This is a genomic window from Arthrobacter stackebrandtii, from assembly GCF_017876675.1.
Taxonomy (GTDB): domain Bacteria; phylum Actinomycetota; class Actinomycetes; order Actinomycetales; family Micrococcaceae; genus Specibacter; species Specibacter stackebrandtii.
Map to the genome: position 1 here is coordinate 3,024,464 of NZ_JAGIOI010000001.1, position 22,837 is coordinate 3,047,300.

The 22,837-nt window shown below is 63.7% G+C and carries 22 protein-coding genes; 13 read left to right on the plus strand and 9 right to left on the minus strand.

The window, feature by feature from the left end; all coding sequences use genetic code 11:
• Positions 1 to 24: 24 nt before the first annotated feature.
• From JOF48_RS13135 to JOF48_RS13145, 3 genes are read right to left on the minus strand one after another with little or no spacing between them, the layout of a single operon-like run.
• Positions 25 to 942: a carbohydrate ABC transporter permease gene (locus tag JOF48_RS13135; RefSeq protein WP_425353718.1), complete on the minus strand. Its 918-nt coding sequence runs from the start codon at positions 940 to 942 to the stop codon at positions 25 to 27.
• Entirely contained in the window at positions 939 to 1,916 is a 978-nt protein-coding gene (locus JOF48_RS13140) for a carbohydrate ABC transporter permease (protein WP_209681374.1), read from the minus strand. The genes JOF48_RS13135 and JOF48_RS13140 overlap by 4 nt, the downstream gene beginning before the upstream one ends.
• 22 nt (positions 1,917 to 1,938) lie before the next feature.
• Positions 1,939 to 3,291 carry an ABC transporter substrate-binding protein gene (locus JOF48_RS13145; RefSeq protein ID WP_245346532.1) on the minus strand — a complete coding sequence of 451 codons (1,353 nt, stop codon included), beginning with the start codon at positions 3,289 to 3,291 and terminating at the stop codon, positions 1,939 to 1,941.
• Positions 3,292 to 3,464: 173 nt separating this feature from the next.
• Here JOF48_RS13145 and JOF48_RS13150 point away from each other — a divergent pair, with 173 nt between their 5' ends.
• The 10 genes from JOF48_RS13150 (at position 3,465) to JOF48_RS13195 (ending at position 14,784) form a co-directional block, all read left to right on the plus strand.
• Complete coding sequence (locus JOF48_RS13150) at positions 3,465 to 4,520, plus strand: LacI family DNA-binding transcriptional regulator (RefSeq protein ID WP_209681375.1); 1,056 nt, start codon at positions 3,465 to 3,467, stop codon at positions 4,518 to 4,520.
• Positions 4,521 to 4,704: 184 nt separating this feature from the next.
• Positions 4,705 to 5,553, plus strand: coding sequence for a sugar phosphate isomerase/epimerase family protein (locus JOF48_RS13155; protein WP_209681376.1), 849 nt, complete (start codon positions 4,705 to 4,707; stop codon positions 5,551 to 5,553).
• Positions 5,554 to 5,603: 50 nt separating this feature from the next.
• Positions 5,604 to 6,611: a Gfo/Idh/MocA family protein gene (locus JOF48_RS13160; RefSeq protein WP_209681377.1), complete on the plus strand. Its 1,008-nt coding sequence runs from the start codon at positions 5,604 to 5,606 to the stop codon at positions 6,609 to 6,611.
• 85 nt (positions 6,612 to 6,696) lie between these two features.
• Positions 6,697 to 7,557, plus strand: a complete 861-nt coding sequence (locus JOF48_RS13165) for a sugar phosphate isomerase/epimerase family protein (protein WP_245346533.1) — start codon at positions 6,697 to 6,699, stop codon at positions 7,555 to 7,557.
• A gap of 67 nt (positions 7,558 to 7,624) precedes the next feature.
• On the plus strand, positions 7,625 to 8,791 hold the full coding sequence (locus JOF48_RS13170) for a Gfo/Idh/MocA family protein (protein WP_209681378.1): 1,167 nt from the start codon (positions 7,625 to 7,627) through the stop codon (positions 8,789 to 8,791).
• A 126-nt stretch (positions 8,792 to 8,917) separates the two neighbouring features.
• Complete coding sequence (locus JOF48_RS13175; RefSeq protein WP_342591242.1) at positions 8,918 to 9,964, plus strand: LacI family DNA-binding transcriptional regulator; 1,047 nt, start codon at positions 8,918 to 8,920, stop codon at positions 9,962 to 9,964.
• 85 nt (positions 9,965 to 10,049) lie between these two features.
• Positions 10,050 to 11,507, plus strand: coding sequence for a glucuronate isomerase (gene uxaC, locus JOF48_RS13180; RefSeq protein WP_209681388.1), 1,458 nt, complete (start codon positions 10,050 to 10,052; stop codon positions 11,505 to 11,507).
• The gene (locus JOF48_RS13185; RefSeq protein WP_209681390.1) at positions 11,504 to 12,949 is read left to right on the plus strand and encodes a mannitol dehydrogenase family protein; all 1,446 of its coding nucleotides are present in this window, start codon (positions 11,504 to 11,506) and stop codon (positions 12,947 to 12,949) included. The genes uxaC and JOF48_RS13185 overlap by 4 nt, the downstream gene beginning before the upstream one ends.
• Positions 12,950 to 13,036: 87 nt before the next feature.
• A complete protein-coding gene (gene manD, locus JOF48_RS13190; protein WP_209681392.1) occupies positions 13,037 to 14,266 on the plus strand; it encodes a D-mannonate dehydratase ManD in 1,230 nt (409 codons plus the stop codon).
• Entirely contained in the window at positions 14,263 to 14,784 is a 522-nt protein-coding gene (locus tag JOF48_RS13195) for a gluconokinase (protein WP_342591243.1), read from the plus strand. Before manD (JOF48_RS13190) ends, JOF48_RS13195 begins: the two co-directional genes overlap by 4 nt.
• Positions 14,785 to 14,860: 76 nt before the next feature.
• Here the strand turns inward: JOF48_RS13195 and manD (JOF48_RS13200) are convergent, their stop codons facing one another.
• The 5 genes from manD (JOF48_RS13200) to JOF48_RS13220 form a co-directional block, all read right to left on the minus strand.
• Positions 14,861 to 16,087: a D-mannonate dehydratase ManD gene (manD, locus tag JOF48_RS13200; protein ID WP_209681393.1), complete on the minus strand. Its 1,227-nt coding sequence runs from the start codon at positions 16,085 to 16,087 to the stop codon at positions 14,861 to 14,863.
• Positions 16,088 to 16,196: 109 nt separating this feature from the next.
• Entirely contained in the window at positions 16,197 to 17,018 is an 822-nt protein-coding gene (locus JOF48_RS13205; RefSeq protein ID WP_209681395.1) for a carbohydrate ABC transporter permease, read from the minus strand.
• A complete protein-coding gene (locus JOF48_RS13210) occupies positions 17,018 to 17,974 on the minus strand; it encodes a carbohydrate ABC transporter permease (protein WP_209681397.1) in 957 nt (318 codons plus the stop codon). The genes JOF48_RS13205 and JOF48_RS13210 overlap by 1 nt, the downstream gene beginning before the upstream one ends.
• Complete coding sequence (locus tag JOF48_RS13215) at positions 17,964 to 19,337, minus strand: ABC transporter substrate-binding protein (protein WP_209681400.1); 1,374 nt, start codon at positions 19,335 to 19,337, stop codon at positions 17,964 to 17,966. Before JOF48_RS13215 ends, JOF48_RS13210 begins: the two co-directional genes overlap by 11 nt.
• A gap of 38 nt (positions 19,338 to 19,375) precedes the next feature.
• Positions 19,376 to 20,422: a zinc-dependent alcohol dehydrogenase gene (locus JOF48_RS13220; RefSeq protein WP_209681402.1), complete on the minus strand. Its 1,047-nt coding sequence runs from the start codon at positions 20,420 to 20,422 to the stop codon at positions 19,376 to 19,378.
• 137 nt (positions 20,423 to 20,559) lie between these two features.
• Between JOF48_RS13220 and JOF48_RS13225 the strand changes: the two genes are divergently transcribed.
• The 3 genes from JOF48_RS13225 to soxR are packed head-to-tail and all read left to right on the plus strand — an operon-like array spanning position 20,560 to position 22,356.
• On the plus strand, positions 20,560 to 21,306 hold the full coding sequence (locus JOF48_RS13225; RefSeq protein WP_209681404.1) for a FadR/GntR family transcriptional regulator: 747 nt from the start codon (positions 20,560 to 20,562) through the stop codon (positions 21,304 to 21,306).
• A gap of 35 nt (positions 21,307 to 21,341) precedes the next feature.
• Positions 21,342 to 21,878 carry a gluconokinase gene (locus JOF48_RS13230; protein ID WP_209681406.1) on the plus strand — a complete coding sequence of 179 codons (537 nt, stop codon included), beginning with the start codon at positions 21,342 to 21,344 and terminating at the stop codon, positions 21,876 to 21,878.
• Positions 21,850 to 22,356 (plus strand): redox-sensitive transcriptional activator SoxR, encoded by a 507-nt coding sequence (gene soxR, locus JOF48_RS13235; protein WP_245346535.1) that lies wholly within the window; start codon positions 21,850 to 21,852, stop codon positions 22,354 to 22,356. The genes JOF48_RS13230 and soxR overlap by 29 nt, the downstream gene beginning before the upstream one ends.
• Before the next feature lie 27 nt (positions 22,357 to 22,383).
• Here the strand turns inward: soxR and JOF48_RS13240 are convergent, their stop codons facing one another.
• On the minus strand, positions 22,384 to 22,797 hold the full coding sequence (locus tag JOF48_RS13240; RefSeq protein WP_209681408.1) for a hypothetical protein: 414 nt from the start codon (positions 22,795 to 22,797) through the stop codon (positions 22,384 to 22,386).
• Positions 22,798 to 22,837 lie beyond the last annotated feature (40 nt).

Sequence of the window (22,837 nt, forward strand, 5' to 3'; positions counted from 1 at the left end):
TTGCGCGCTGTGCCGGGTCCTGGGTTACTTGACGCCGCCTGCCGTCAGCCCGCCCACCAGGTAGCGCTGGAAGACGAAGTACAGGATGACCACGGGAGCGGCACAGACCAGGGCCGCCGCCATCATCTGGCTGTACACCGGGATGGCGCCGCCTTCCTGGCTGGCGGCAAACGTCTGCAGGACAATGGCTGCCGTGGCAGTGTCCGGCTTGGTGAAGATGGAGGCAAAGAGGACATCGTTCCAGCCGAGGAGAAAGGCAAAAATGGCTGAGACCACGATGCCGGGCCAGCTAAGGGGGACGATGATCCGGAACAGGATGCCTACGTTCGATGCCCCGTCGATCCGCGCTGCCTCCTCCAGTTCGCGCGGCAGGCCCCTCAAGTAGGTCACCATGACCCAGGTGGAGAACGGCAGTGCAAATGTCAGGTAGGCGATGAACAAGCCCCACAACGTGCCGATGATCGTGATGCCGATCCAGGAACCGATGGATGCGAAAAGCACGAAGACCGGGAGGAGCATCAGCGTGCCGGGGATGCTCTGGAGGCCAAGCAGACCGCGAAGCATTGTCAGCCGCCCCCAAAACGTGAACCGGACCAGCACGTAGGCGGTGCCGATGGCTATCAGGGCGGAGACAATGGCCACGGCACCGGAGACGATCAAACTGTTGACAATACCCTTGCCGAGACCGACGCTGCTCCAGATTTTTGTGTAGCTCTCCAAGGAGAATTCGCTCGGCCAGAACTCGCCCCGGGCCACTCCTATGTCAGAGTTCAACGACGCCAGGAAGATGTAGGCGATGGGTACGAGCACCAGGATGCACAGCACAGTCGTCAGGACGGCAATCAGCCATGTCGGCATCAGCCGGGTTACTTCAGAATTGCGGCTCCTGCGGTTCCTGCTTCTGGCTTGGGTGGAGCCTCGTGTCAGCGATTGGGTGCTCACTTCTTTCCTCCTTCGTCAGAGACGTCGAGCTTGACGGCCCGCAGGTAGATGAACAGCGGTATGGCTATGAGGATCAAGGAAACGACTGCCATGGCCGCACTGAGGCCGAAACGGAAGCTCTGGAAGCTCGTCACATATACGAGGATGGGCAGTACGTTCACATCGGCAGGCGCCGGAGCACCAAAGAGGACGTAAGGGAGGGTGAAGTTGTTGATGTGGTTCAAGGTTCCCAGCAGAAAGGCCAGGGCGACCGGTCCCTTCAAATAGGGGAAAATGACTTCACGCAGTTTCCGCCACCACAGGGCCCCGTCGATGGCGGCTGCCTCGTGGACTTCCATGTCCACGGACTGGAGCCCGGCCAGTGCCAGCAAGTAGATGAACGGCCATGCGGCCCAAATTTCAACGCCTACCAGCGTCCAGTAGGACATGGGGCCGTTGAGCCACAATGCCGGATCAATGCCCACATTGTTGAGGACGCTGTTGACGATGCCGTCGGGCTGAAGCATGGTGCGCCAAACAGTTGCCACGACGAAGGACGGCAGGACGTAGGGAATGAGGAACACTGCCCTGACAATGGCCCGGCCGCGATAGGGATTCTGTGTGACGACTGCTGCGGCAACACCAAGTGGAACGGTAATTATCGTTGACAGGACAGCGAAGGAAATACTGATCCAGATCGACCGAAGGAGATCAGTTTTTGTAATCGCCTCGATGTAGTTGTCCAATCCGACAAACGGAGTGGTCAGCCATTTGCGGAGCGTGTACTGGTCAAGGTCGATGACCGACATGTACAAGGCCAACGCAAGCGGTATCAGGATGATGACGGTAATGAGGAAGCCGCCAGGGGTGAGCATCCACAACGGCCGGTTGCGCTCCGTAACCCCCTTGCGCTTCTTCGTTTTCAGTGGGGATTGTCCCCCTGCAGGACGGGTTGACTCGTCCTGCAGGGTATTCCCGGCGTTCTTGCTAGGCATGGTGTGAATCTTTCAGCAGATTTTATTTGGCCCGGTCCAGGGCGGCCTGGGACTTGGACTGTGCGTCCTTGAGGCGGGCGGAAAGGTCGGCTGCGCTGACCGATCCCGCGGACAGGTCCGGAATGCTCTGGACAGCCACGTTGGTCAATGCCAGCTGAACGTCTCCCCATGCGCCGCTGAAGGGAGTCGCGACCGACTTTGCGGCGGCCTCGAGGGCCGGGGCAACGAGGGGGTCGGACTGCAGGGCCTCGGCAGCCTCCACATTGGTGGGCATTTCGCCGAAGATCTTGTAGTACTCCGACTGGGCATCCTTGTCGGTGATCATCTTGATGAATGCGAAGGCCAGATCCTTGTTGGGAGAGTAGTCGGCAACGACCAGGTTGTCGCCGGAGAGGATGCTGGCAGCTTCGACGCCGTCGGAGGGGCGAGCCGTCTCACCGGGAGGGACCATCGGCAGCAGGGCGTACTGGTACTTTCCCTTGACATCAGACTTGTCGAGGGTCGGGATGCTCAGCGGCGAGGTCATCGGCAGGTAGCCGGCCTTGCCCGCGGCGAAGGCGGCCACGGCCTGCGCGTTGCCCCAGCCGACGGCCGCCGGGTCCACGATCTTGTCGTTGGTCATCCAGCCAAAGTAGGCGTCATAGGCGTTGGCGACTGTGGGGTCATCCACACGTGCCGTCTTCCCGTCAATGATTGGATTGCCGTTCTGGACGGACATCCCCCAGATAAACTTCCAGGGATCGAAGTTGTCCTTGTACGCGATGGCCAGGCCGTACACATCGCCCTCGGTCATCTTCTTGCCGTGTTCTGCAAACTCGTCCCAGGTGGTGGCGGGCTTCTCAATGCCGGCCTTGGCAAGAAGCTCGGTGTTGTAGGCCATGACGAACGGCCGGCTCACAAACGGGATTCCGATGAGGTTGTCCTTGTCGGGGCCCGAGATTCCCAAGGTGGCGGGAACGAACTTGTCTTTTCCGCCAATCTTCTTCCATTCGTCGTCGCCGAGCTTCACAAAGGCCCCGGTTGAATATGCGGTGGGCGTGAAAGTGGTGCCCAGCCCATAGACGTCCGGGCCGGTGCCGGAGACAACGGAGGTCTGGATTCGCGTCATTTCATCATTTGCAGTGGGGAAGGTTTCCCACTGCACGGTGGCGCCCGTCAACGTCTTGAAGTCTTCTGCTGTTTTTGCGAACCAGGCCTTTTGCTCATCCGGGTACTGGGGTTTGGTGCTGAACAGCACCGTGAGGGTCTTGCCTGCTCCGTCCACTGCACCGTTGGTGCCCGAACCCTCCGTCGAGTTTCCGCTGCAGGCCGCGAGGGCGAGTGCCAGTGCACCCATGCCCCCGCCGATCAGAAAGTTCTTCCGTGTGATTTCCATGTGGTTCCTCCTTGAACAATGAAACTTCTTGCACGTGATGTGAGTCATAGGCCGGGGCCGTTGCTCAGACTCTATAGTGCTGGCAAGTGCCATGCAATCAGTTGCCAAAAAATTGCCAAAAGGTTTATGGTGGGAGGAATTCAAGGGTGTAAGGCTGATGGAGGCTGGGTTGCATGGCGTCTGAATACGTGCCGCAGGGTGGTCGGGTGGGCCCTGAGGGTGGCAAGGTGACCCTGCGGGATGTTGCCAACGTTGCCGGGGTGGCCACTTCGACTGTTTCGCGGGTTCTGTCCAACCCCGGTCGCATCAGCCCCAAGACGGCGGCTGCCGTCATGGAGGCCGCCCGGCAGTTGGGTTACGGGGCGGACAAGCCCCCCGTTGCTGCTTCTGTAGCCAGGCCTCGGGCCGTCGCGCTCCTGGTCCCTGACATTGCCAACCCCTTCTACTTCGACATCATCCATGGGACCCAGGAGCAGTTGAAAGCGGCAGGCTATATTCAGCTTTTGGTCAACACTGAGGAGTCTGCCGACCTGGAGCAGGCTGCACTGAACAGCATGATGTCGTCCTCCCAGGGTGTAATCCTGGCGGCATCCAGGCTCTCGACGGATTCCCTGGCCATGGCTGCAAGCCAGGTTCCACTTGTTGCGCTGAACCGCAATGATGCCGACGTTCCGGCCGTCCTGATTGATCCCAGCTTTGGCGTCCAGCAGGCATTCCAGCACCTGGTGTCGTTGGACCACCGTCGAATTGCCTATGTTTCAGGCCCGGCGCATTCCTGGTCCAGCCAGTGGCGCTGGCAGGTATTTGAGGAAGCCGCACGGGAGCATCAGGTCGAGGCCGTACGCCTGGGCCCGTATTCCCCCAAGCAAACATCCGGTGCCGCGGCTGCGGATGCGCTGATCACCAGCCGGGCAACGGCTTGCCTTGCCTTCAATGACCTGCTTGCCATTGGCATGCTGCGGCGCTTGCTGACACGCGGGGTCAAGGTGCCGGAGGACGTGAGCATTGTGGGGTTCGACGACATCTTTGGGGCCGACTTCTGCAACCCTCCATTGACCACCATTACAGCGCCCATTGAACAGGCTGCGAGGGTTGCCACCAGCATGCTGTTGAAGAGATTGGGCGGCGATCCGGCCGCCGAACGGCAGGTGTCCCAGTTGCCAACGTACCTGACCGTCCGCGAGTCCACGGGGGTGGCGCCCTCGGCCCGGGCCGGCGGGATCGGCTGAAGGCCCCGCCATTGCGTCAAGGGCTCGTTCCGGTGGATGCCCACTTCGGTCGCCAAATTTGGCAATCGGTTGTCAAGGTGCGGCCTGGACGATATGCTTGTCTACACATCGATGGTGATGCGAGTCACCGTTTGAACGCGCATTCTGACGACGTTGCCAGAAGAACCTAATTGTGGAGGCCCTGATGTCCATTGCCCAAAACCCCGTGTGGACCCTGTCCGGATTCGGCGACGAGATTGATCCCGACCCCAAGATTCAGGCAGCGGTGCTCTTGGCCCTGGGTGCTTCACACATTGAGGTTCGCAGTGCGTGGGGAACCAACGTCGCAGAACTCACCGACGCCCAGGTGTCCGACCTCAGGGCGATCCTCGATGAGACGGGGATGAAGGTTTCCGCGGTGGCCAGCCCCATCGGCAAGGTGGACATCTCCCTGCCGGCAGAGCATGAAGTGGAACGCCTGCGCCGCATTATCGAGGTGGCCAAGGCCCTCGACACCAAGTACATCCGCATGTTCTCCTTCTTCCGGTCGGCGGACCAAACCCCCGAGAGCATCCGGGGGGCCGTCATGGAACGCATGTCGCTGCTGGCCGGCCTGGCCGAAGAGTCCGGAGTCATGCTGATCCACGAGAACGAAAAGGACATATACGGAGACACTCCCGACCGTGTCCTGGACATCCTTGAAACGGTCAACTCACCCGCGCTGCGAGCTGCCTGGGACAACGCCAACTTCGTCCAGGTGGGCGTCCAGCCCTACACCGACGGCTACGCGAAAATCCGTCCCTACCTTGAATACCTGCAGGTGAAGGATGCCGTTGCCGCCACTGGCCAGGTGGTGCCCACCGGGGCCGGTGACGGCCAGTTGATGGAAACGCTGTCGGCTCTTCGCCAGGACGGCTACGTTGGCTTCGCGTCCCTGGAACCGCATCTGGCAGTCCAGAATGAGCTCGGCGGATTCTCCGGCCCGGCAGAGTTTGGTGTTGCCGCCCGCGCCTTCCGGTCCGCGACCGACGCCGCCGGCGTCACGCTGGCCTAAGGCAGGCACAAAGAATTTTTAGCGGCCATGAGCCAGACAAGAGGAGCAGCATGCCCAAGGTAGCGATCATTGGATGCGGTGACGTCTCCAGCGTGCATTTTGATGCCGTGGCGGCCATCGACGGGGCGGAACTTGTGGCCGTGTGCGACACCGACCCGGGCCGCCTGGCCGCGGCATCGCAGGCCCACGGTGTACCCGGATACAGCGAGGTGGTGAGGCTGCTCGAGGAAGTGCGCCCGGACGTTGTGCACGTCTGCACGCCGCACAACCAGCACGCAGACCCGGCCATCGCAGCTCTTGAACGCGGCGTCAATGTCATCAGCGAGAAGCCTCTGGCCAGCACGTTGGCTGACGGGGAACGGTTGGCGGCCGCCGCTGCCGCAAGTTCGGCGCGCATTGGCATCTGCTTCCAAAACCGGTACAACCATGCGGTGGCGGCCATGGCCGGCCGGCTGGCAGCCGGTGAATTTGGCGCCGTGCTGGGCGGCTCCGGAACGGTCATGTGGAACCGCACGCGCGAGTACTACCTCAACCGTCCCTGGCGTGGAAGCTGGCAAGGTGGGGGAGGAGGGCTGTTGATGAACCAGGCCATCCACACCCTTGACCTGCTGCAGTGGATCCTGGGCGACGTAACAACCGTGGCCGGCAGCGCGGCAACCCACACGCTGGGCGAAACCATTGACGTGGAGGACACCGCGGAGATTGCCATGGTCCATGCCAATGGTGCCCGCAGCGTCTTCTATGCCACGCTGGCAAATCCCGTCAATGCGCCAGTCACAGTGGACATTGTTGCGGAGAAGGCCACACTGCACCTGCGCGGGGACTTGACCATTGAACACGAAGACGGGCGGGTGGAAATTGTCCGGGAGCGCAAGGCCGCGTCCGGCGGGCGAGACTACTGGGGTGTCTCCCACCAACTGCTCATCGAAGACTTTTACTCCCAGCTGGGACAGTCCGGGCCATTCTGGATTGACCCTGCTGAAGCACTCAAGACACTGCGGATCATCAAGGACGTGTACGCACAGAGCTTCCCCGGGCGCCTCGCCGCGGTGTCCTAGCCCCACCAAGCGTCAAAGACAGCAGGGCTGCTGCACCGGCCGCTTCGAGCGGCGCTGGCACGGCATCCGCAACGAAAGGAAAACCATGGCAAAAATCGGTGTTCAGGCAATGATGCTCAAGGACAGTTTTGCGGAGATTGGCGCATTTGAGACGCTCCGCAAGGTCAGCGAGCTCGGATACAACTCAGTGGAGGTCTCCCAGATCCCCATGGACGCAAAAAACGTTGGCGAGCTGGAGCAGGCCCAGGCGGAACTTGGCGTTGATGTGGCGTCGCTGTCCGTCATGATGGAAAAGCCCGTCGGAAGGCCCGGCGAATCCCTGAAAGACGACTTCGAGAAGATCATTGACGACGCCAAGCGCCTTGACACGAAGCTGCTGCGCATCGGCATGATGCCATTTGCTGCCATGAGGAACCTTGACGCGGTGGTTGAGTTCGCCAAGGAAACCAACGGGTATGCGGAACGGCTGCAGGAAGAGGGCATCAAACTCTACTATCACAACCACCACATTGAGTTTGCCAAGTTTGACGGCAAATACCTGCTCGACATCATCAACGAGAACTCGCCGGCCATGGGCTTGGAGATTGACGTCCATTGGGTGGCGCGAGGCGGGCTGGACCCGGTGCGGACACTGGACAAGTATGCCGGGAACACCGCGATGGTGCACTTGAAGGACTATCGGATCGGGATGATGCCGGAGGAGGCATTTGGCCTGCTGGATTCCGGCGACATGGCCGGGTTCATGAGTGCATTCAGGGATATTGTCCAGTTCGCCGAGGTCGGCGAAGGCAACCTGGACTTCCCCTCCATCATTGAGCATTCCCTCGCAGCCGGGGCGCAGTACCTGCTCGTGGAGCAGGACGAACTCTACGGGCGCACCGTGTGGGAGGCGCTGGAAACTTCGCGCCGGAACCTCATTGCGATGGGATTCGCGAACCTGTTCTAGGCGCCGCCCCACACCGCCAGGCAAGGCAACACAAGTATTTGTTCCACGATGCAAAGGACTGATTCAAGTGACACGAAAAGTACGGCTCGGCATTATCGGCCTGGGACAGCAGGGAGGGGCCTACGCCCGGTTCATCACCGAGGGGCTGGTTCCCAACATGGAAATTGGTGCGGTCACAGACGCCGACCCTGCCAAGCAGGCCATGGCGGCGGAGAGCTACCCAGGAGTCAAGGTGTATGGCGACTACATTGAAATGATGGACAGCGGGGATGTAGACGCCATTGTTACCTGCATTCCGCACTACCTGCACCCCGAGGTGGGCATGGCGGCCCTGTCGCGTGGGCTTCACGCAATGGTGGAAAAACCTGCCGGCGTTTACACCAAGCAGGTGAAGGAACTGAACGAATTTGCCGCCTCAAAGCCCGAACTGTCCTTTGCCATCATGTTCAACCAGCGTAACAACCCGCTCTACCAGCGGTTGAAAGAGATCGTCGACAATGGTGAAATTGGCGAGATCCTGCGAAGCAACTGGATCATCACCAACTGGTGGCGGCCCCAGGGCTACTATGACTCGAGCGAATGGCGTGCCACGTGGGGCGGCGAGGGCGGTGGTGTGCTGGTCAACCAGGCCCCCCACCAGCTGGACCTGTGGCAGTGGATCTGCGGCGTGCCGAAGTCCGTGTTTGCCAAGGTCTCCTACGGGTTTCGGCGTGACATCGCCGTTGAAGATGAGGTCACTGCGCTGGCCGACTTTGGCGGCGGCGTCACCGGCACCTTTGTCACCGCCACCCATGACATGGTGGGCACCGACCGGTTTGAGATTCTTGGCGACCAGGGCAAGATCGTCGTCGAAGGCAGCAAGACGGCCACAGTCACCCGCTTGAAGAAGAAGGAACGTGAGATCAGCCAGGACATGGGCATGGATGACGTCCGCAAGCTCTTCATGGGGCAGCTGGACATGGATGAATTCCTGACCACCGAAACAGTGGAATTTGATTCCGTGTGGGGCGGCCAACATGCCGGCGTGCTGCAGAATTTTGCGGCCAACATCCTTGACGGCACGCCGCTGCTTGCGCCCGGCTCCGACGGCATCAACGGAGTCCGGCTGGCCAATGCCATCCACCTCTCCAGCTGGAAGGGGGAGGAAGTGGGGCTGGACTTCGACGAGGACGAATTCCTGTCCATGCTGAACGACCGCATCCGCACCGAAGGCAAGTATCCCAAACGCGCCTAAACGACGGCGGCCACCACCTGGACGCGGCGGGCCTGACAAAGCGCAGTGCCTCCGCGTCCCGATGTCCAGATTGCGACGGCCAGTCAGTTAGCATGGGCGCTGGCAACCAACAGCGAAGGAACTTCAGTGTCAAACCCCACCATGGCAGGCAGCGGCAAGGGCGGACGGGCACCCCGCGCCAAAAGCGCTGCCACCATCTATGACATCGCAGAACTGGCCGGCGTCAACCCGTCGACGGTCTCCCGGGCGCTCAGCAAGCCTGGGCGGGTCAGTGCCAAGACCCAGCAGAAGATTCTTGATGCGGCGGAAGAGCTCAACTACCACGTCAACATTTTTGCCAGGGCCCTGCCCACCGGCAAGACGCAAACAGTGGGCCTCATCGTTGCGGACATCACCAACCCGGCCTTCTTCGACATCATCCGGGGTGCCGAGACCGCGGCGTCTGACAGGGGCTACACCTTGATGCTCGCTGAATCGACCGAGTCGGCGGAGCATGAACTGACAGCCGCCAAGCGAATGCTGGCCACAGTGGACGCGCTGATCCTGGCAAGTCCCCGGCTGGCTGATGAGGAAATCCAGGCGCTGGCACGGAAGAAGCCGGTGGTGGTCACCAACCGTCGGGTGGCCGGCGTCGGCTCCGTGGTTGCCGACACCGAGGCCGGCGTGGCTGATGCGGTGCGGCACCTGGCCGACATGGGGCATGGCTCCATCGCCTATGTTGCCGGACCGGACCGTTCATGGATGTCCAGGCTGCGTTGGGAAACCATCAAGGAGCGCTGTGACTGGCACGGCATCGCCGTTGCCACGGTTGCCGCTGGTGCCCCAACGGTCGACGGCGGACGGCGCGCCGCCGCGGTTGTCCGCAAGGCAGGGGCCACGGCAGTCTTTTGTTACAACGACCTCATGGCGATCGGTCTCATGCGTGAGCTCCAGGCTGCCGGCATGAACGTGCCGGGGGACCTGAGCATCCTCGGTTTTGACAACATCTTTGGGTCGGACTTCACCACGCCGCCGCTGTCCACAATCAAGTCCCCGCTTCGTGAGCTGGGTGTCGCAGCAATGGCCATGGTCCTGGATGAAACCGTGCAGGAAAGCGGAATCACCATGGAATCCACGCTGACCACCGAACTGGTGCTCAGGGGATCAACCGGGCGCGCCGCCGGCCACTCCTAAGGCACTGCCGCGAAGCCAGGCAACACGGTTGGCAAAGTTTGGCAACCGGTTGACAACGACGTGTTGCCACGGGGAGGATTGACCTATGTCACAATCCACCGCACACTCGCCCTCCCTTGCGCAGGCCGAAGGCCTTGCGCAAAAGTCCCTGGCCGCAGATCCGGACCGCCTGCTGCCGGCCGACCCCGGCACCCGCGCCATCGCCCGCGACTTGCTGGCCCGGGTGGAAGACCTCCCCATCATTTCCCCCCATGGACACGTTGAAGCGTCGATGCTTGAGCTGGACACCCCTTTCCCGGACCCTGCAACGCTGCTGGTCACCCCGGACCATTACGTCACCCGCCTGATCCATGCGAGCGGCGTGCCATTGGAACGGCTCCGCATGGGCGGCACCGCCGTGGTGGAGCCGCGTGAGACATGGCGGGAATTCGCCAAGGCCTGGCCGCTCTTTGACGGCACCGCCTCCGGATATTGGATGCGCGACTCCTTCGAGCACGTCTTTGGCCTGACCCGCGAGGTCAACGCCGAGAACGCCGACGCCCTCTTCGATGAACTCGACGCCAAGCTCAAGAGCCCGGCCTTCCGCCCCCGCCAGCTGTTCAAGGACTTCAAGATCGAGGTTCTGGCCACCACGGACGACCCCCTGGACGACCTCGCCTCCCACGCGGCCATCGCCAGCGACCCCACCTTCGCCGGCCGGGTGCTCCCCACCTTCCGCCCCGACGCCTACATCAAGTTTGCGGCCGCCGGCTGGGCCGGGCGCGTGCAGCAGCTGATCGAGACTGCCGGCGACGGACTGGACGGTTATGCGGGATACATCCGTGCCATGGAGAACCGCCGCCAGTATTTTGTGGAGCACGGCGCGGTCTCCTCGGACCACGGCGCACGCACCGCCCAAACCCTGCGCCTGGACGAGTCAGCCGCAACGGCCCTGTTCGACAAGGCCCGCCGCGGCGAGGCCACCGCCCAGGACGCCGATGTCTTCGAGGCGCACATGATGTACCAGATGGCCCGCATGGCGGTCTCCGACGGCCTCGTCATGACCATCCACCCCGGCGTGTTCCGAAACCACCACACGGACTCGTTCAACAAGTTTGGTGCCGACACCGGCCATGACATCCCGTTCGCCGTCAGCTACACCGAGGCACTGCGCCCCATGCTGGAGGACTTTGGCACGGCGCCCGGCTTCCACTTCATCCCGTTCACGATCGATGAGACCGTGTTCTCCCGCGAGATTGCCCCGCTGGCGGGTTTCTACCCGTCAGTGTTCATTGGCGCCCCGTGGTGGTTCCTCGACGCGCCGGATGCCATGCTGCGTTTCCGTTCAGCCGTCACCGAAACCGCCGGCTTCTCCCGCTCCTCGGGCTTCATCGACGACACCCGCGCATTCTGCTCCATCCCCGCGCGCCACAACACCTCCCGCCGCATCGAGGCCAGCTTCCTGGCCCGCGTCGTGGCCGAGCGCCGCGTCAGCGAGGCCCGCGCCCACGACATCATCGTCGACATCGTCGATGCCGCACCCCGAAGGGCATTCAAGCTGTGACCGCCGCGCAAACCATCCCTGCACTAAGCCGCACCACCGCCAACACGGCACCGCCAGCGCCGGTGCGCATCGTCCACCTGGGCCTGGGTGCCTTCCACCGCGCCCACCAGGCCTGGTACACCCAGCGCGCCAGCGATGGCAACGAGTGGGGTATTGCCGCCTTCACCGGCCGGCGCCCCGATGCCGCCCTGGCACTTGCCGCGCAAGACGGGCTCTACACGCTCATCGAGCGGGGCGGTGACGGCGACTCATTTGAGCTTATGACCAGCATTGTCGAGGCCCACGACGGCGCGGATGTCGCCACCCTGGCGCGTCTCGTCGCAGCTTCCACCACGGCCATGGTCACCCTTACCATTACCGAGGCCGCGTACAACCTGGCCGCAGACGGCACGCTGGATGCCGGCAACCCAGCCGTCCAGGCGGATATTGCGGCCTTGCGCGCCATTACCTCCAGTGCAGCCGTGAAGCACGACGGCGGGAACGCGCCTGCCGCTGCAACGGCGGCGGGGCGCCTGGTTCAGGCCCTGGCCGCGCGCCGCGATGCGGGCGCCGGTCCGATCGCGGTGGTCTCCTGCGACAACCTGTCCAACAACGCCATCGCGGCAAGGGCCGCCATCGGCGGGCTCGCCGACGTCGTGGACCCCGCGCTTGGTGCCTGGATCGACGCCAACGTCAGCTATGTGGGCACGTCAATCGACCGCATCACCCCCCGGACAACCGACGCCGAGATTGACCTGGTCGCGGCCGAATGCGGCTATGCGGATTCCTCCCCGGTTGTCACCGAACCCTTCAGCAGCTGGGTCCTGAGCGGGGAGTTCCCTGCCGGGCGCCCCGACTGGGCCAGTGCAGGTGCCGTTTTTGTTGACGACATAGAGGACTACGAGAACCGCAAACTCTGGCTGCTCAACGGAGCCCACTCCCTCATGGCCTATGCAGGCCAGCTGCGCGGCCACGAAACCGTGGCACAGGCGCTGGCGGACCCGGCCTGCGCCGACTGGGTTGAAGAGTTCTGGAATGAGGCCGAGGCCAACCTGCCTGCCGCAGGCCTGGACATCCCGGCCTACCGGGCAGCCTTGCGGGAGCGCTTCAGCAACGCCCGCATTGCCCACCATCTGGCACAGATTGCCCAGGACGGCTCCAACAAGCTGCGCATGCGGGCCGTGCCCGTGTATACGGAGGAAAGGGCAGCCGGCCGCTCCGGCACCGGGGCCCTGCGCATGGTCGCCGCGTGGGTGGCGTTTGTGCTGGCCCGCCATGCAGCCGGAAACGCGGTTGCCGACGCGGCAGCGGCAGCCGACATCGCTGCCGCGCTGGTTTTGCCTGGCGGACAACAGCTGGCCGCCCTGGTCGGCATCGTCGATGCCGGCATGGGCTCGGATGAGGGCACCCTGGCGGCGCTGACGGGTCTGCTTGAAGAGCTCACAAGCGCCCCCGCAAAATAAAACCGGCGAAGCCTGCCACCCGCGGCAACTCCACCACAGAACTTGCCAGTCCCCACGCCCACCCCATTCCCGAAAGGAATCCCCGAAGTGAAAATCGTTTCCGCAGAAGTATTCGTCACCAGCCCCAGCCGCAACTTCGTCACCCTGAAAGTCACCACCGATGAAGGCATCACCGGCATCGGCGACGCCACCCTGAACGGCCGCGAACTGGCCGTAGCCGCGTACCTGAAGGAGCACGTGGCCCAGCTGCTCATCGGCCGCGACCCCAACCGCATCGAGGACACCTGGCAGTTCATCTACCGCAGCTCCTACTGGCGCCGCGGCCCGGTCACGATGGCCGCCATCGCCGCCGTCGACATGGCCCTGTGGGACATCAAGGGCAAGCTGGCCGGCATGCCCGTCTACCAGCTGCTCGGCGGTGCTTCACGCAACGGGCTGCGCGCCTACGGCCACGCCTCAGGCTCCGACATTCCCCAGCTCTTTGACTCCGTCCGCGAACACCTGGAACTGGGCTACAAGTCCATCCGCATCCAGACCGCCGTCCCCGGCATCAAGGCCGTGTACGGTGTTGCCGCCCAGGCCCAGGCCTCGGGCGAGCGCTACGACTACGAGCCCGCCGGCCGCGGCTCCTACCCGCAGGAAGAGGACTGGGACACCCGCGCCTACCTGCGCCACCTGCCCACCGTCTTCGAGGCGGTCCGCAACGAGTTTGGCCCGGAAATCCCGCTGCTGCACGACGGCCACCACCGCATGACCCCCATGCAGGCCGCCAAGCTGGGCAAGTCCCTGGAACCGTATGACCTGTACTGGCTTGAAGACTGCACCCCGGCCGAAAACCAGGAGGGCCTGCGCCTGGTCCGCCAGCACACCACCACACCGCTGGCCATCGGCGAGGTCTTCAACACGGTCTTCGACTTCCAGACGCTCATCAAGGAACAGCTGATCGACTATGTCCGTGCCGCCTCCACACACTTCGGCGGCATCTCGCCGCTGAAGAAGGTTATGGACTACGCCGCCCAGTACCAGATCAAGTCCGGCTTCCACGGGCCCACCGACATTTCCCCCATCGGTTTCGCCGCCCAGCTGCACGTCGGCCTGGCCATCCACAACTACGGCATCCAGGAGTACATGCAGCACTCGGACGCCACCAACCAGGTCTTCGAGCAGTCGATGACGTTCAAGGACGGCTACCTGCACCCCGGCGACGCCCCGGGCATCGGCGTGGAATTCAACGAGGAGGCCGCCGCGGCCTACCCGTACCAGCAGGCCTACCTGCCGTACAACCGCCTGGTTGACGGAACGGTCCACGACTGGTGACTGACGCAACAACTGCTGCACCCGTGCAGCACATTGTGGTGATGGGAGTCTCCGGCTGCGGCAAGAGCACAATCGGCGCCCTCGTGGCGCACGAACTTGGCCTGCCGTTCACGGACGGAGACTCCCTCCACCCAATGGCGAACATTGCCAAGATGGCCGCCGGAACGCCCTTGAACGACGACGACCGGGAGCCTTGGCTGGAGATCGTTGGCAAGGAATTGGCTGGCTCCGCCAACGGATTGGTGGTGGCCTGCTCAGCATTGAAGCGCAGCTACCGGGACATGATCAGGGTGCAGGCACCGGACGTAGTGTTCTTGCACCTTGCCGGGACCCGCGAAGTCCTGGGGTCCCGGCTCGAGGGACGTTCGGGCCATTTCATGCCAACGGCGCTGCTCGATTCGCAGCTTGCCACGCTGGAAGCCCTCGACGCGGACGAGCGTTGCGTGGTGATTGACATTTCGGCGCCGGTCCCCGCACTAGTGAGTGACGCCGTCGTGCGCCTGAAGCACCGCGCCTGACCGGCGCACCGGGTACACAAAAGGCCGCCGGCGGCCCCTGGCAGGGACGGCCGGCGGCCTTTGCGGCGCGGGGAGCTTACCAGTCGTGGACGGTGCCGTCGAGCAGTCGGTTCACGGGCAGGTATGCGGTGGTGTACCCGTAGCTGGCGGCCAGCTCTTCGTTGTAGTCGACGCCCAGGCCCGGGTTGTTGCCGGGGTGGAGCAGGCCGTTCTCAAAGGTGTAGCTGGTCTGGAAGACCTCCAGGGTTTCGGGGGAGTGTTTCATGTACTCTTGGATGCCGAAGTTGTGGATCGCCATGCCGAGGTGCAGTTGCGCCGCCTGGCCCACGGGGGAGATGTCGGTGGGGCCGTGGAAGCCGGACTTGATCTGGTAGATCGCAGCGAAGTCCATGAGTTTCTTCAGCGCCGTGACGCCGCCGGTGTGCGTGACCGCGCTGCGCACATAGTCAATGAGCTGTTCAGTGATGAGCGTCTGGTAGTCGAAGACCGAGTTGAATACCTCGCCAATGGCCAGAGGCGTGGTGGTCTGGGACCGGACCCGGCGCAGTCCCTCCTGGTTCTCGCCGGGCGTGCAGTCCTCGAGCCAGAACAGGTCGTACGGTTCCAGCGACTTGCCAAGGGACGCCGCCTGGTTGGGCGTCATGCGGTGGTGGCCGTCGTGCAGCAGGATCAGTTCCGGACCGAATTCCTCGCGCACCGCGGCGAACACCGAGGGGATGTGGCGCAGATAGGCGCGGGTGTCCCACGTTTCTTCCGCGGGCAGCGGCAACCGCTTGGCGGGCTCGTAGTCGTAGCGCTCGCCGGGGCGCTGGTCGGTGGCCACGCCGTAGATCTGGCCCAGGCCGGGAACGCCGGTCTGGATGCGGATGGCCTTGAAACCCTGGTCCAGGTGGTTGCGGATGGAGCTGAACAAGGCGTCATTGTCGGATCCTGAGGCGTGCCCGTACGCGAGCGCGCCAACACGCGAGGCGCCGCCGAGCAGCTGGTATAGCGGCAGGCCGGCGATCTTGGCCTTGATGTCCCACAGGGCCACGTCGACGGCGGCGATGGCGGCCATGGTAATGGGACCGCGGCGCCAGTAGGCCCCGCGGTAGAGGAACTGCCACATGTCCTCGATGTTGTGCTCGTCCTTGCCGATCAGCAGCGGCACCACGTGCTCGCTCAGGTAGGCCGCGGTGGCAAGTTCGCGCCCGTTGACGGTGGCATCACCCAGGCCGACCACACCGTCGTCGGTGGTGATGCGCAGGGTGACAAAGTTGCGCCCGGGGCTGGTGACCAGCACCTCGGCATTGCGAATGGTCAAGGCAAACTCCTATGGGTTGATTGCAGTACCGGGGTTGATGCCGGTCGTTGGGTGGATGCAGGGGAGGGGCCGGCTGTTGCGGCCAGCCCCTCCGGGAGAAAACGCGGGCTCAGCCCTTGAAAGCACCTTCCGCAGCGCCCTGGACAACCCAGCGCTGGGAGATGTAGTAGACAACCAGCACGGGGATGGCTGAGAGGACGGCGCCCGCCATGATGGGCCCGTACTGCTGCACGTCGCCGGTGCTCATGTGCTGCAGCGCAACGGGCGCAGTCATGACACCCTGCCCCTTGACGAACGTCAGGGCAAGGAACAGCTCGCCCCACGCCATCATGAAGGCGAGGGAGGCTGCCGTCGCCAACGCCGGGGCGGAGACCGGCAACAGGATGCTGAAAAGAGTCCGCATCTTGGTCGCCCCGTCAATCGAGGCAGCCTCCTCCAAATCCACGGGGAAGTCCCGGAAGTGGCCCAGGATCAGCCACGTGCACAGGGGCACGGCGAACGTCAGGTACACCAGGATCAGGCCGGGCAGGGTGTCGGCCAGTCCCAGGTTTCCCACCACAACGCTCAACGGGATGAAGAGCAGCACCATTGGAGTCAGGTAGCTCATGAGGATGAGCTGGCTGGCCACGTTGCGGCCCGGGAACTTGAACCGGGCAATGGCGTAGGCCGCCAGAACGCCCAGGATCATGGCAAGCAGCGTGGTCATGAGAGCAACGATGAGGCTGTTGCCGATGTTGACCAGGAAATGGTCGTTGAACAGGACCTTGATGTAGTTGTCCAGGCTGGAGCGTTCCGGCAGCCAGGACGGGGTCCGATAGATGGCTGACCGGGGCTTCAGCGAGGCGATGATCATGTAATACACGGGCGGCACCACAAGGATGGCAAGGAATGCCATGCCCAGGATGGTGGCCAGGCGTCCACTCTTCTGCATCAGATTTCCTTCTTTCGCCGGCTGAGCAGCATGATGAACAGGGCCATGACGGGCAGGATGACCACGGCGTAGGCGGCGGCCTGGCCCAGTTGGCGGCTTTGCAGGCTCAGGAAGGACAGGACGGGGAATGTCATGGTGGTTGTTGACGGGCCGCCCTGGGTCATGAGCCAGATATTCTCAAAGCCGTTCGCGGTCCAGATGGCCGAGATGACGGCAATCACGGCCACTGTGGCGCGGATCTGCGGAATGGTGATGTTCACGAACTGCTGCCAGGCGGAGGCTCCGTCCATGCGGGCTGCCTCGTAGAGTTCCTTGGGGATGGTCTGCAAGGCGGCCAGGATGGAGATGGCCCAGAATGGGAAACCTCGCCAAACGGTGGCCAGGACCACCGAGATGCGGGCCCATGTGGGGTCGCTGAGGAACGGAACCGGGCTGGTGAACGTTTCCAGCGCCACGTTGATGGCGCCGTACGGTGATTCAAACATGAGCCGCAGGCCCATGAAGGCAACAAAACCGGGCATGGCCCACGGCAGCATGACCAGCAGCCGCCACAGGTTGCGGCCGGGCAGGGGCCGGTTGAGGATAACGGCAACCAGCGTGCCCAGGACCAGCTTTAGCAGGAGTGAGATGCCGACGATCAAGACCAGGTTTGCCGCCGCGGACAGGAATCCGGAGTCGGTGGCGAGCCGGGCGTAGTTGGCAAGACCGATGAACCGGCCGGGGGAGCCGACCATCCTGTCCGTAAAGCTGTACCAAATGGAGGAGATGGTGGGGTATCCAATAAGGATGACGATGACGGCCACTGCCGGAAGGACCAGCAGAAGGCCTAGCCGCGCTTCCCTGCTGGACGCAACAGGCTTCCTGGCGGAGCCGGAGCCGCGTGGTGAGATGCCCGCGGGCCCTGCCGGGGCGGGTGCCCCGGCAGGGGCCGCTGCCTTGCTGGTATTAGCCTGCATGCTGGTCGTAAATCGTCTGGCATGAGGCCTGGGCTTCAGCCATGGCCTTGTCGATTGAGATATTGTCCACCACCACGCGCTGGACCATCCGCGGCGTCGAGAACGCGTTCTGGTAGTCCGAGTAGGCGGCGTTGGCCGTGTCGGGGAAGGCCGGGGCCGTGCCCTTCTCCGCCTGCTCCAGCAGGCCGGCATGGACCGGGCTGTCGGTGAAGACGGGGTACTCCAGCTGTGACTTCAGGACGGGGCCGTACGTTGCGTTCTCCATGAAGCTGGCCATGTACGTGTCATCGGCGAGGGATTCGAAGAGGTCCTGGGCAAGAATCTTTCCGGCATCGGAGGTGCTCGTGGGCACAACGCGGTAGCGCGGGTCTACGGGGGCGACCTGCGCGGCCGGGCCTGCGGGCAGGGCGGAGTAGGCGCTGGCAGCTGCCAGGTCCGGGTCATCCGTCTTCATGGACTGGTACACGCTGCCGGTGTTGACGATGAAGATCGACTGGCCTGAGGTGTAGGAGTTGTTGTCACCGGCGCCGTCCCAGGTGACGGCGGAAGGCGGGAATTGTCCGTCGTCGAATGCACCCTTGATCCAGTTCAGGAAGGTGGCGGTCCCGGGGCTGTCGATGGTGCACTTCTTGCCGGCATCGTCGGCCACACGGCCGCCGAAGGACTGCATCATGGAGGTGGTCAGGTTGCCGTCCAGGACGTTGGAGAGGGCGAAGCCCATGCCATATGTTGTGGGCGGATCCTGGGTGGCTTTGGACTGGTCCAGCAGTTCGTCCCAGGTTTTGGGCGGGGAATCGAAGCCCTTTTCCTTCAACAGGTCTGCCCTGCTGAACAACACGTTGCCAAAGAAACCAAAGGGGACGCCATAGATCTCGTCACCAAAGCTCTTGGCCTTCGTGGCGGTGTCAATGGAATCAAGCCAGCCGCCGTGGGACTCGCCCACGGCCGTGTAGGCATCTGGAACAGGCGAGAGCTGGCCGCCGGTGGCCATGGTGGACATCAGGTCATAGGGCACCGTCATGGCGGTGGGAAGCGACTTCGCTTCAATGGCGCCGGAGGCCTGCTGGACCACCTCGTTCTGGTTGACCTTGATGACCTCTGTCTTGATGCCGAGGTTGTCGCCCCACGCCTTGATGCGGGCAGCTTCGAGGTCGTTGCTGGATTCGGGAAAAGTCAGCCCGATCCAGTAGGTGAAGGTGCCCTGGAAATCCTTGGCGGCCTGGGCCACCGCGGTGGACGCGGTGCCAAGGCCCTCGCCTGCAACTTCGTCGGTCTTGTCGAGGGTGCCGGTGCAGCCGGTGGCCAACAGCGCGACGGCCGCCAGGACGCCAAGTCCCTTGAATATCTTAGAGTGACGCATCATTGTGTCCTTTTGTTGATTGTGTTCTAAAGATTGGTTGGCTAGGAAAGTTGGATGTGGACCTTCAGGGGTGAATCGCCCGCAACAGGTGTTTCAAACACCTCCACGACCTTGTTGAAGGGAATTGTCTGTTCCACCAGCCAGGAGATGTCCAGCCGGTGCTCGTGGAGGAAGTCAAGGGCCGGTGCCAGGCCGCCGGCGAACCGCAGCGTGGACGTCACCCAAGACTCGGCTTGGGAAATGTATTTCACCGGCAGCCCCACACCCGCTGGAAGGTTGCCCACCAGGACCACGAGGCCGGTGCCGGGCCGGGCAGCCCGGAGCGCCGCCTCGACGCCTGCGGGGTGGCCGGAGGCGTCAAAGACAACATCGAAGCGCTCGCCCCGGGCCAGCAGGTCCTTGAGCTGGGCGGTTGTCAGGGCCGTGTCGGCACCATGCTCGACGGCGGTGCCGGCGCGGCGCCAGCTGACGTCGCTCACGGTGACGGAGGCCGCGCCCAGGGTCTTGGCGGCCAACGACGTGAGCTGGCCGATGGCACCCCCGCCGACCACCAGGACCGACTTGCCGGCAACGGAGGTCTTGCGGGCTGCATGCAGTGCAACGGCCATGGGTTCCAGCAGGGCGCCCTCGGTGAGGGAGAAACCCTCAGGCAGCGGCAGGACATGGGTGGCCGGGACGACAAGGTATTCCTGCAGGGCGCCGTCGCGGTGCGGAGTGACCGCGGCGGACCCGAGGTAGCGGGTGTGGGGGCAAAGGTTGTCGAAGCCGCTGCCGCACTGCTCGCACTCGCCGCAGGACAGGCTGGGAACCAGCGCAACCGCGGTTCCCGGCGCAAGCCCGGCGACGCCGTCGCCCGTTGCGGCAACGGTGCCGCTGGCCTCGTGGCCCATGACGAAAGGGGCGTTGACGGTGTAGGCGGCTGTGCCCTGGAAGTAAGCGGCATCTGATCCGCAGATGCCAACGGTGCTGATTTTGACCAGCACCTCGCCGGCTGCCGGCACGGGACGGCTGCGGCGGGTGAGCTGCAGGTTCCCGGGCCCGGTGAGCACCGCGGCTGTCTGGGTTTCGAATGGGGTGTTGAGTGGCATGAGTCACAACTTATACGAGACCTATAAGCCTGTCAACCTATCTGACAGCTTGAGTTTGTATGGCTATGATTGGCTAGTGAAAGTTGTTCCACATTCACCAGCGCCGCCGCCCTCGGGTGGATCCATAAGGGGGACGCGTGCAGACGCCATTGACTCGCACCAAGCTCAGCTTGCAAATTTTTGATGCCATGATGACCCACATCGTGGACAACGACCTGCAGCCTGGCTGCCCGCTGCCGTCCACGGCCGCCCTGTGTGAGCAATTTGCCACGAGCAGGCCCGTGGTCCGTGAGGCCCTCAGTGCGCTGGAAGCTGTCGGCATCGTCGAAGTGCACAATGGCCGCAATGCGGTGGTGAAGGAGCTTGACGGACACTTGATCAAGCTGTTCCTCTCGCGGGTGCTGCACAACAACCAGCGTCCGCTTACCGACATGATGGACGTGCGCATTCCCCTTGAAATCCAGGCTGCGCGCCTGGCTGCCGAGCGTGCAGGCGGCGAAGACTTTCGAGTCCTGGACGACCTGATCGCCAAGATGGATGCCGCCTTGCCGGATACCGTGGGCTACCCGGTCCTGGACATTGCCTTCCACATGGCCATCGCCAGGGCCACCGGCAACGGCGCACTCGAATGGTTTAGTGAAGCCCTTCGCATCGAGCTGACCACCGCCATGGTCGAGGTCCGGCGCTTCCGCGAAGTCAACGACCTTGTGGGAGACGAGCAGCACCAGCATCGCCGGATCGTGGCCGCCATCCGCGCCGGCGACGCGGAAGCTGCTGAAACGGCAATGCGCGAGCACATGCAGACTTCGGCGCAGTACGTGCGGATGATCGAGGATTCCGCCGCCGGCGGGCCCGGTGAGGGGTCCACGCCCCGCACCCGGTAACGTGATCCGGGTCATCCTTTGGTATACAAGAGAGTATGGAACTGCCCTTGAACACCCTGCACAACACTCCCAAAACACGGGTGGTGGTCATGGGCGTCTCCGGCGCCGGCAAGAGCACCATCGGTGCGCTGGTGGCCGACGCCCTGAACTACCCGTTCCTCGACGCCGATTCGCTGCACCCGCTGGAAAACATCCGAAAGATGGCTGACGGCATCCCGCTCGACGACGAGGACCGCTGGCCGTGGCTGGACCTGGTGGGCCACGAGCTGGCCACCACCCAGGCCGCCGGAATCGTCGTTGCCTGCTCCGCCCTCAAACGCCGCTACCGCGACGCCATCCGGGCCAAGGCGCCGGAAACCATTTTTCTCCACCTCGACGGCACGCTAGAAGTGCTCAGCGCCCGTCTCGAGGGCCGGTCCGGGCACTTCATGCCGCCCAAGCTGCTCGCGTCCCAGCTGGAGGCGCTGGAGCCCATGGAAGGCGACGAAGCCGCCGTCGTGGTTGACATTGCCGGGACCATGAACGAAATCCTGGAGCAGGCCGTTGCCGGGATCCGCGGGCTGGGCCGGTAAATCCATGCCCGACGCCGGAGCCTCCCTCCGCGCCCAGGAACTGTTGAGCGTCGGCCAGGTTGCGCAGCGCGGCGGGGTGAGCGTCTCGGCCCTGCATTTTTACGAACGCCAGGGGCTGATTTTCAGCCGCCGTACCTCGGGTAACCAGCGCCGCTTTGAACGCTCGGTGCTGAGGCGCGTGGCCGTGATCCGGGCGGCCCAGCGTGCGGGCATTCCGCTCTCGCTCGTGGTTGACGTCTTTGGTGAGTTGCCGGAGGAGGGGGTGCCCAGCAAGGCTGACTGGCAGCGCCTGTCCGAGCACTGGCAGACCGAACTTGACGCCCGTATTGCCGCGCTGGAGAAGCTGCGGGGGAGCCTGGGCGGCTGCATCGGCTGTGGCTGCCTGTCCCTGGAAGAGTGTGGCTTTGTGAATCCCGACGACGCCGTGGCGGGGCAGCGGCCGGGAGCGCGCGCCTTCGACGGGATTGACCCGGCCTGATTCCACGCCCGCCGGGTGGCCGGAGGCCTACGCCGCCGTCGCCAAGATCGCGGCTGCCAGCGAGCCGAACCACACCACGGGGCTGAACCAGGCGTGGAATATGGTGCGTTTGCCCAGCGCCCCGGACGTGGCCGCCCTGATCGCAGAGAAGTATCCGCGCAACCCCTCGTTGGCTCCGCCCTGCACCGCGCGTGCCCGGCGCACCATGGCCGCGTCCCCGAATCCGATGAAGACGGTGAGAACGCCGAACCCGACCCAGGCCCACAGTGCGGAGCCCGTCGTGAGGAATGCCGTCCAGGGTGCGAGGAACCCGACCATGGCGAGTATGTGCGGGAGGATGAGGCCGGCGTCCTGCCCGCCCGCATGGCGCGTCCAGCTCACCAGCAACGTCACGCCCACGGCCGCCTGGATCAGCCAGGCGGCAAGCACTGCATATCCCATATCGCAAATATTACTACGTTTGCAGTAGAAAAACACTATG

Excerpts from the sequence above, each read along its gene's own strand:
- JOF48_RS13140 (WP_209681374.1), bottom strand. The coding sequence starts at position 1,916 with ATGCCTAGCAAGAACGCCGGGAATACCCTGCAGGACGAGTCAACCCGT.
- JOF48_RS13145 (WP_245346532.1), bottom strand. The coding sequence starts at position 3,291 with ATGGAAATCACACGGAAGAACTTTCTGATCGGCGGGGGCATGGGTGCA.
- JOF48_RS13150 (WP_209681375.1), top strand. The coding sequence starts at position 3,465 with ATGGCGTCTGAATACGTGCCGCAGGGTGGTCGGGTGGGCCCTGAGGGT.
- JOF48_RS13155 (WP_209681376.1), top strand. The coding sequence starts at position 4,705 with ATGTCCATTGCCCAAAACCCCGTGTGGACCCTGTCCGGATTCGGCGAC.
- JOF48_RS13160 (WP_209681377.1), top strand. The coding sequence starts at position 5,604 with ATGCCCAAGGTAGCGATCATTGGATGCGGTGACGTCTCCAGCGTGCAT.
- JOF48_RS13165 (WP_245346533.1), top strand. The coding sequence starts at position 6,697 with ATGGCAAAAATCGGTGTTCAGGCAATGATGCTCAAGGACAGTTTTGCG.
- uxaC (WP_209681388.1), top strand. The coding sequence starts at position 10,050 with ATGTCACAATCCACCGCACACTCGCCCTCCCTTGCGCAGGCCGAAGGC.
- JOF48_RS13205 (WP_209681395.1), bottom strand. The coding sequence starts at position 17,018 with ATGCAGAAGAGTGGACGCCTGGCCACCATCCTGGGCATGGCATTCCTT.
- JOF48_RS13210 (WP_209681397.1), bottom strand. The coding sequence starts at position 17,974 with ATGCAGGCTAATACCAGCAAGGCAGCGGCCCCTGCCGGGGCACCCGCC.
- JOF48_RS13215 (WP_209681400.1), bottom strand. The coding sequence starts at position 19,337 with ATGATGCGTCACTCTAAGATATTCAAGGGACTTGGCGTCCTGGCGGCC.
- JOF48_RS13220 (WP_209681402.1), bottom strand. The coding sequence starts at position 20,422 with ATGCCACTCAACACCCCATTCGAAACCCAGACAGCCGCGGTGCTCACC.
- JOF48_RS13230 (WP_209681406.1), top strand. The coding sequence starts at position 21,342 with ATGGAACTGCCCTTGAACACCCTGCACAACACTCCCAAAACACGGGTG.
- JOF48_RS13240 (WP_209681408.1), bottom strand. The coding sequence starts at position 22,797 with ATGGGATATGCAGTGCTTGCCGCCTGGCTGATCCAGGCGGCCGTGGGC.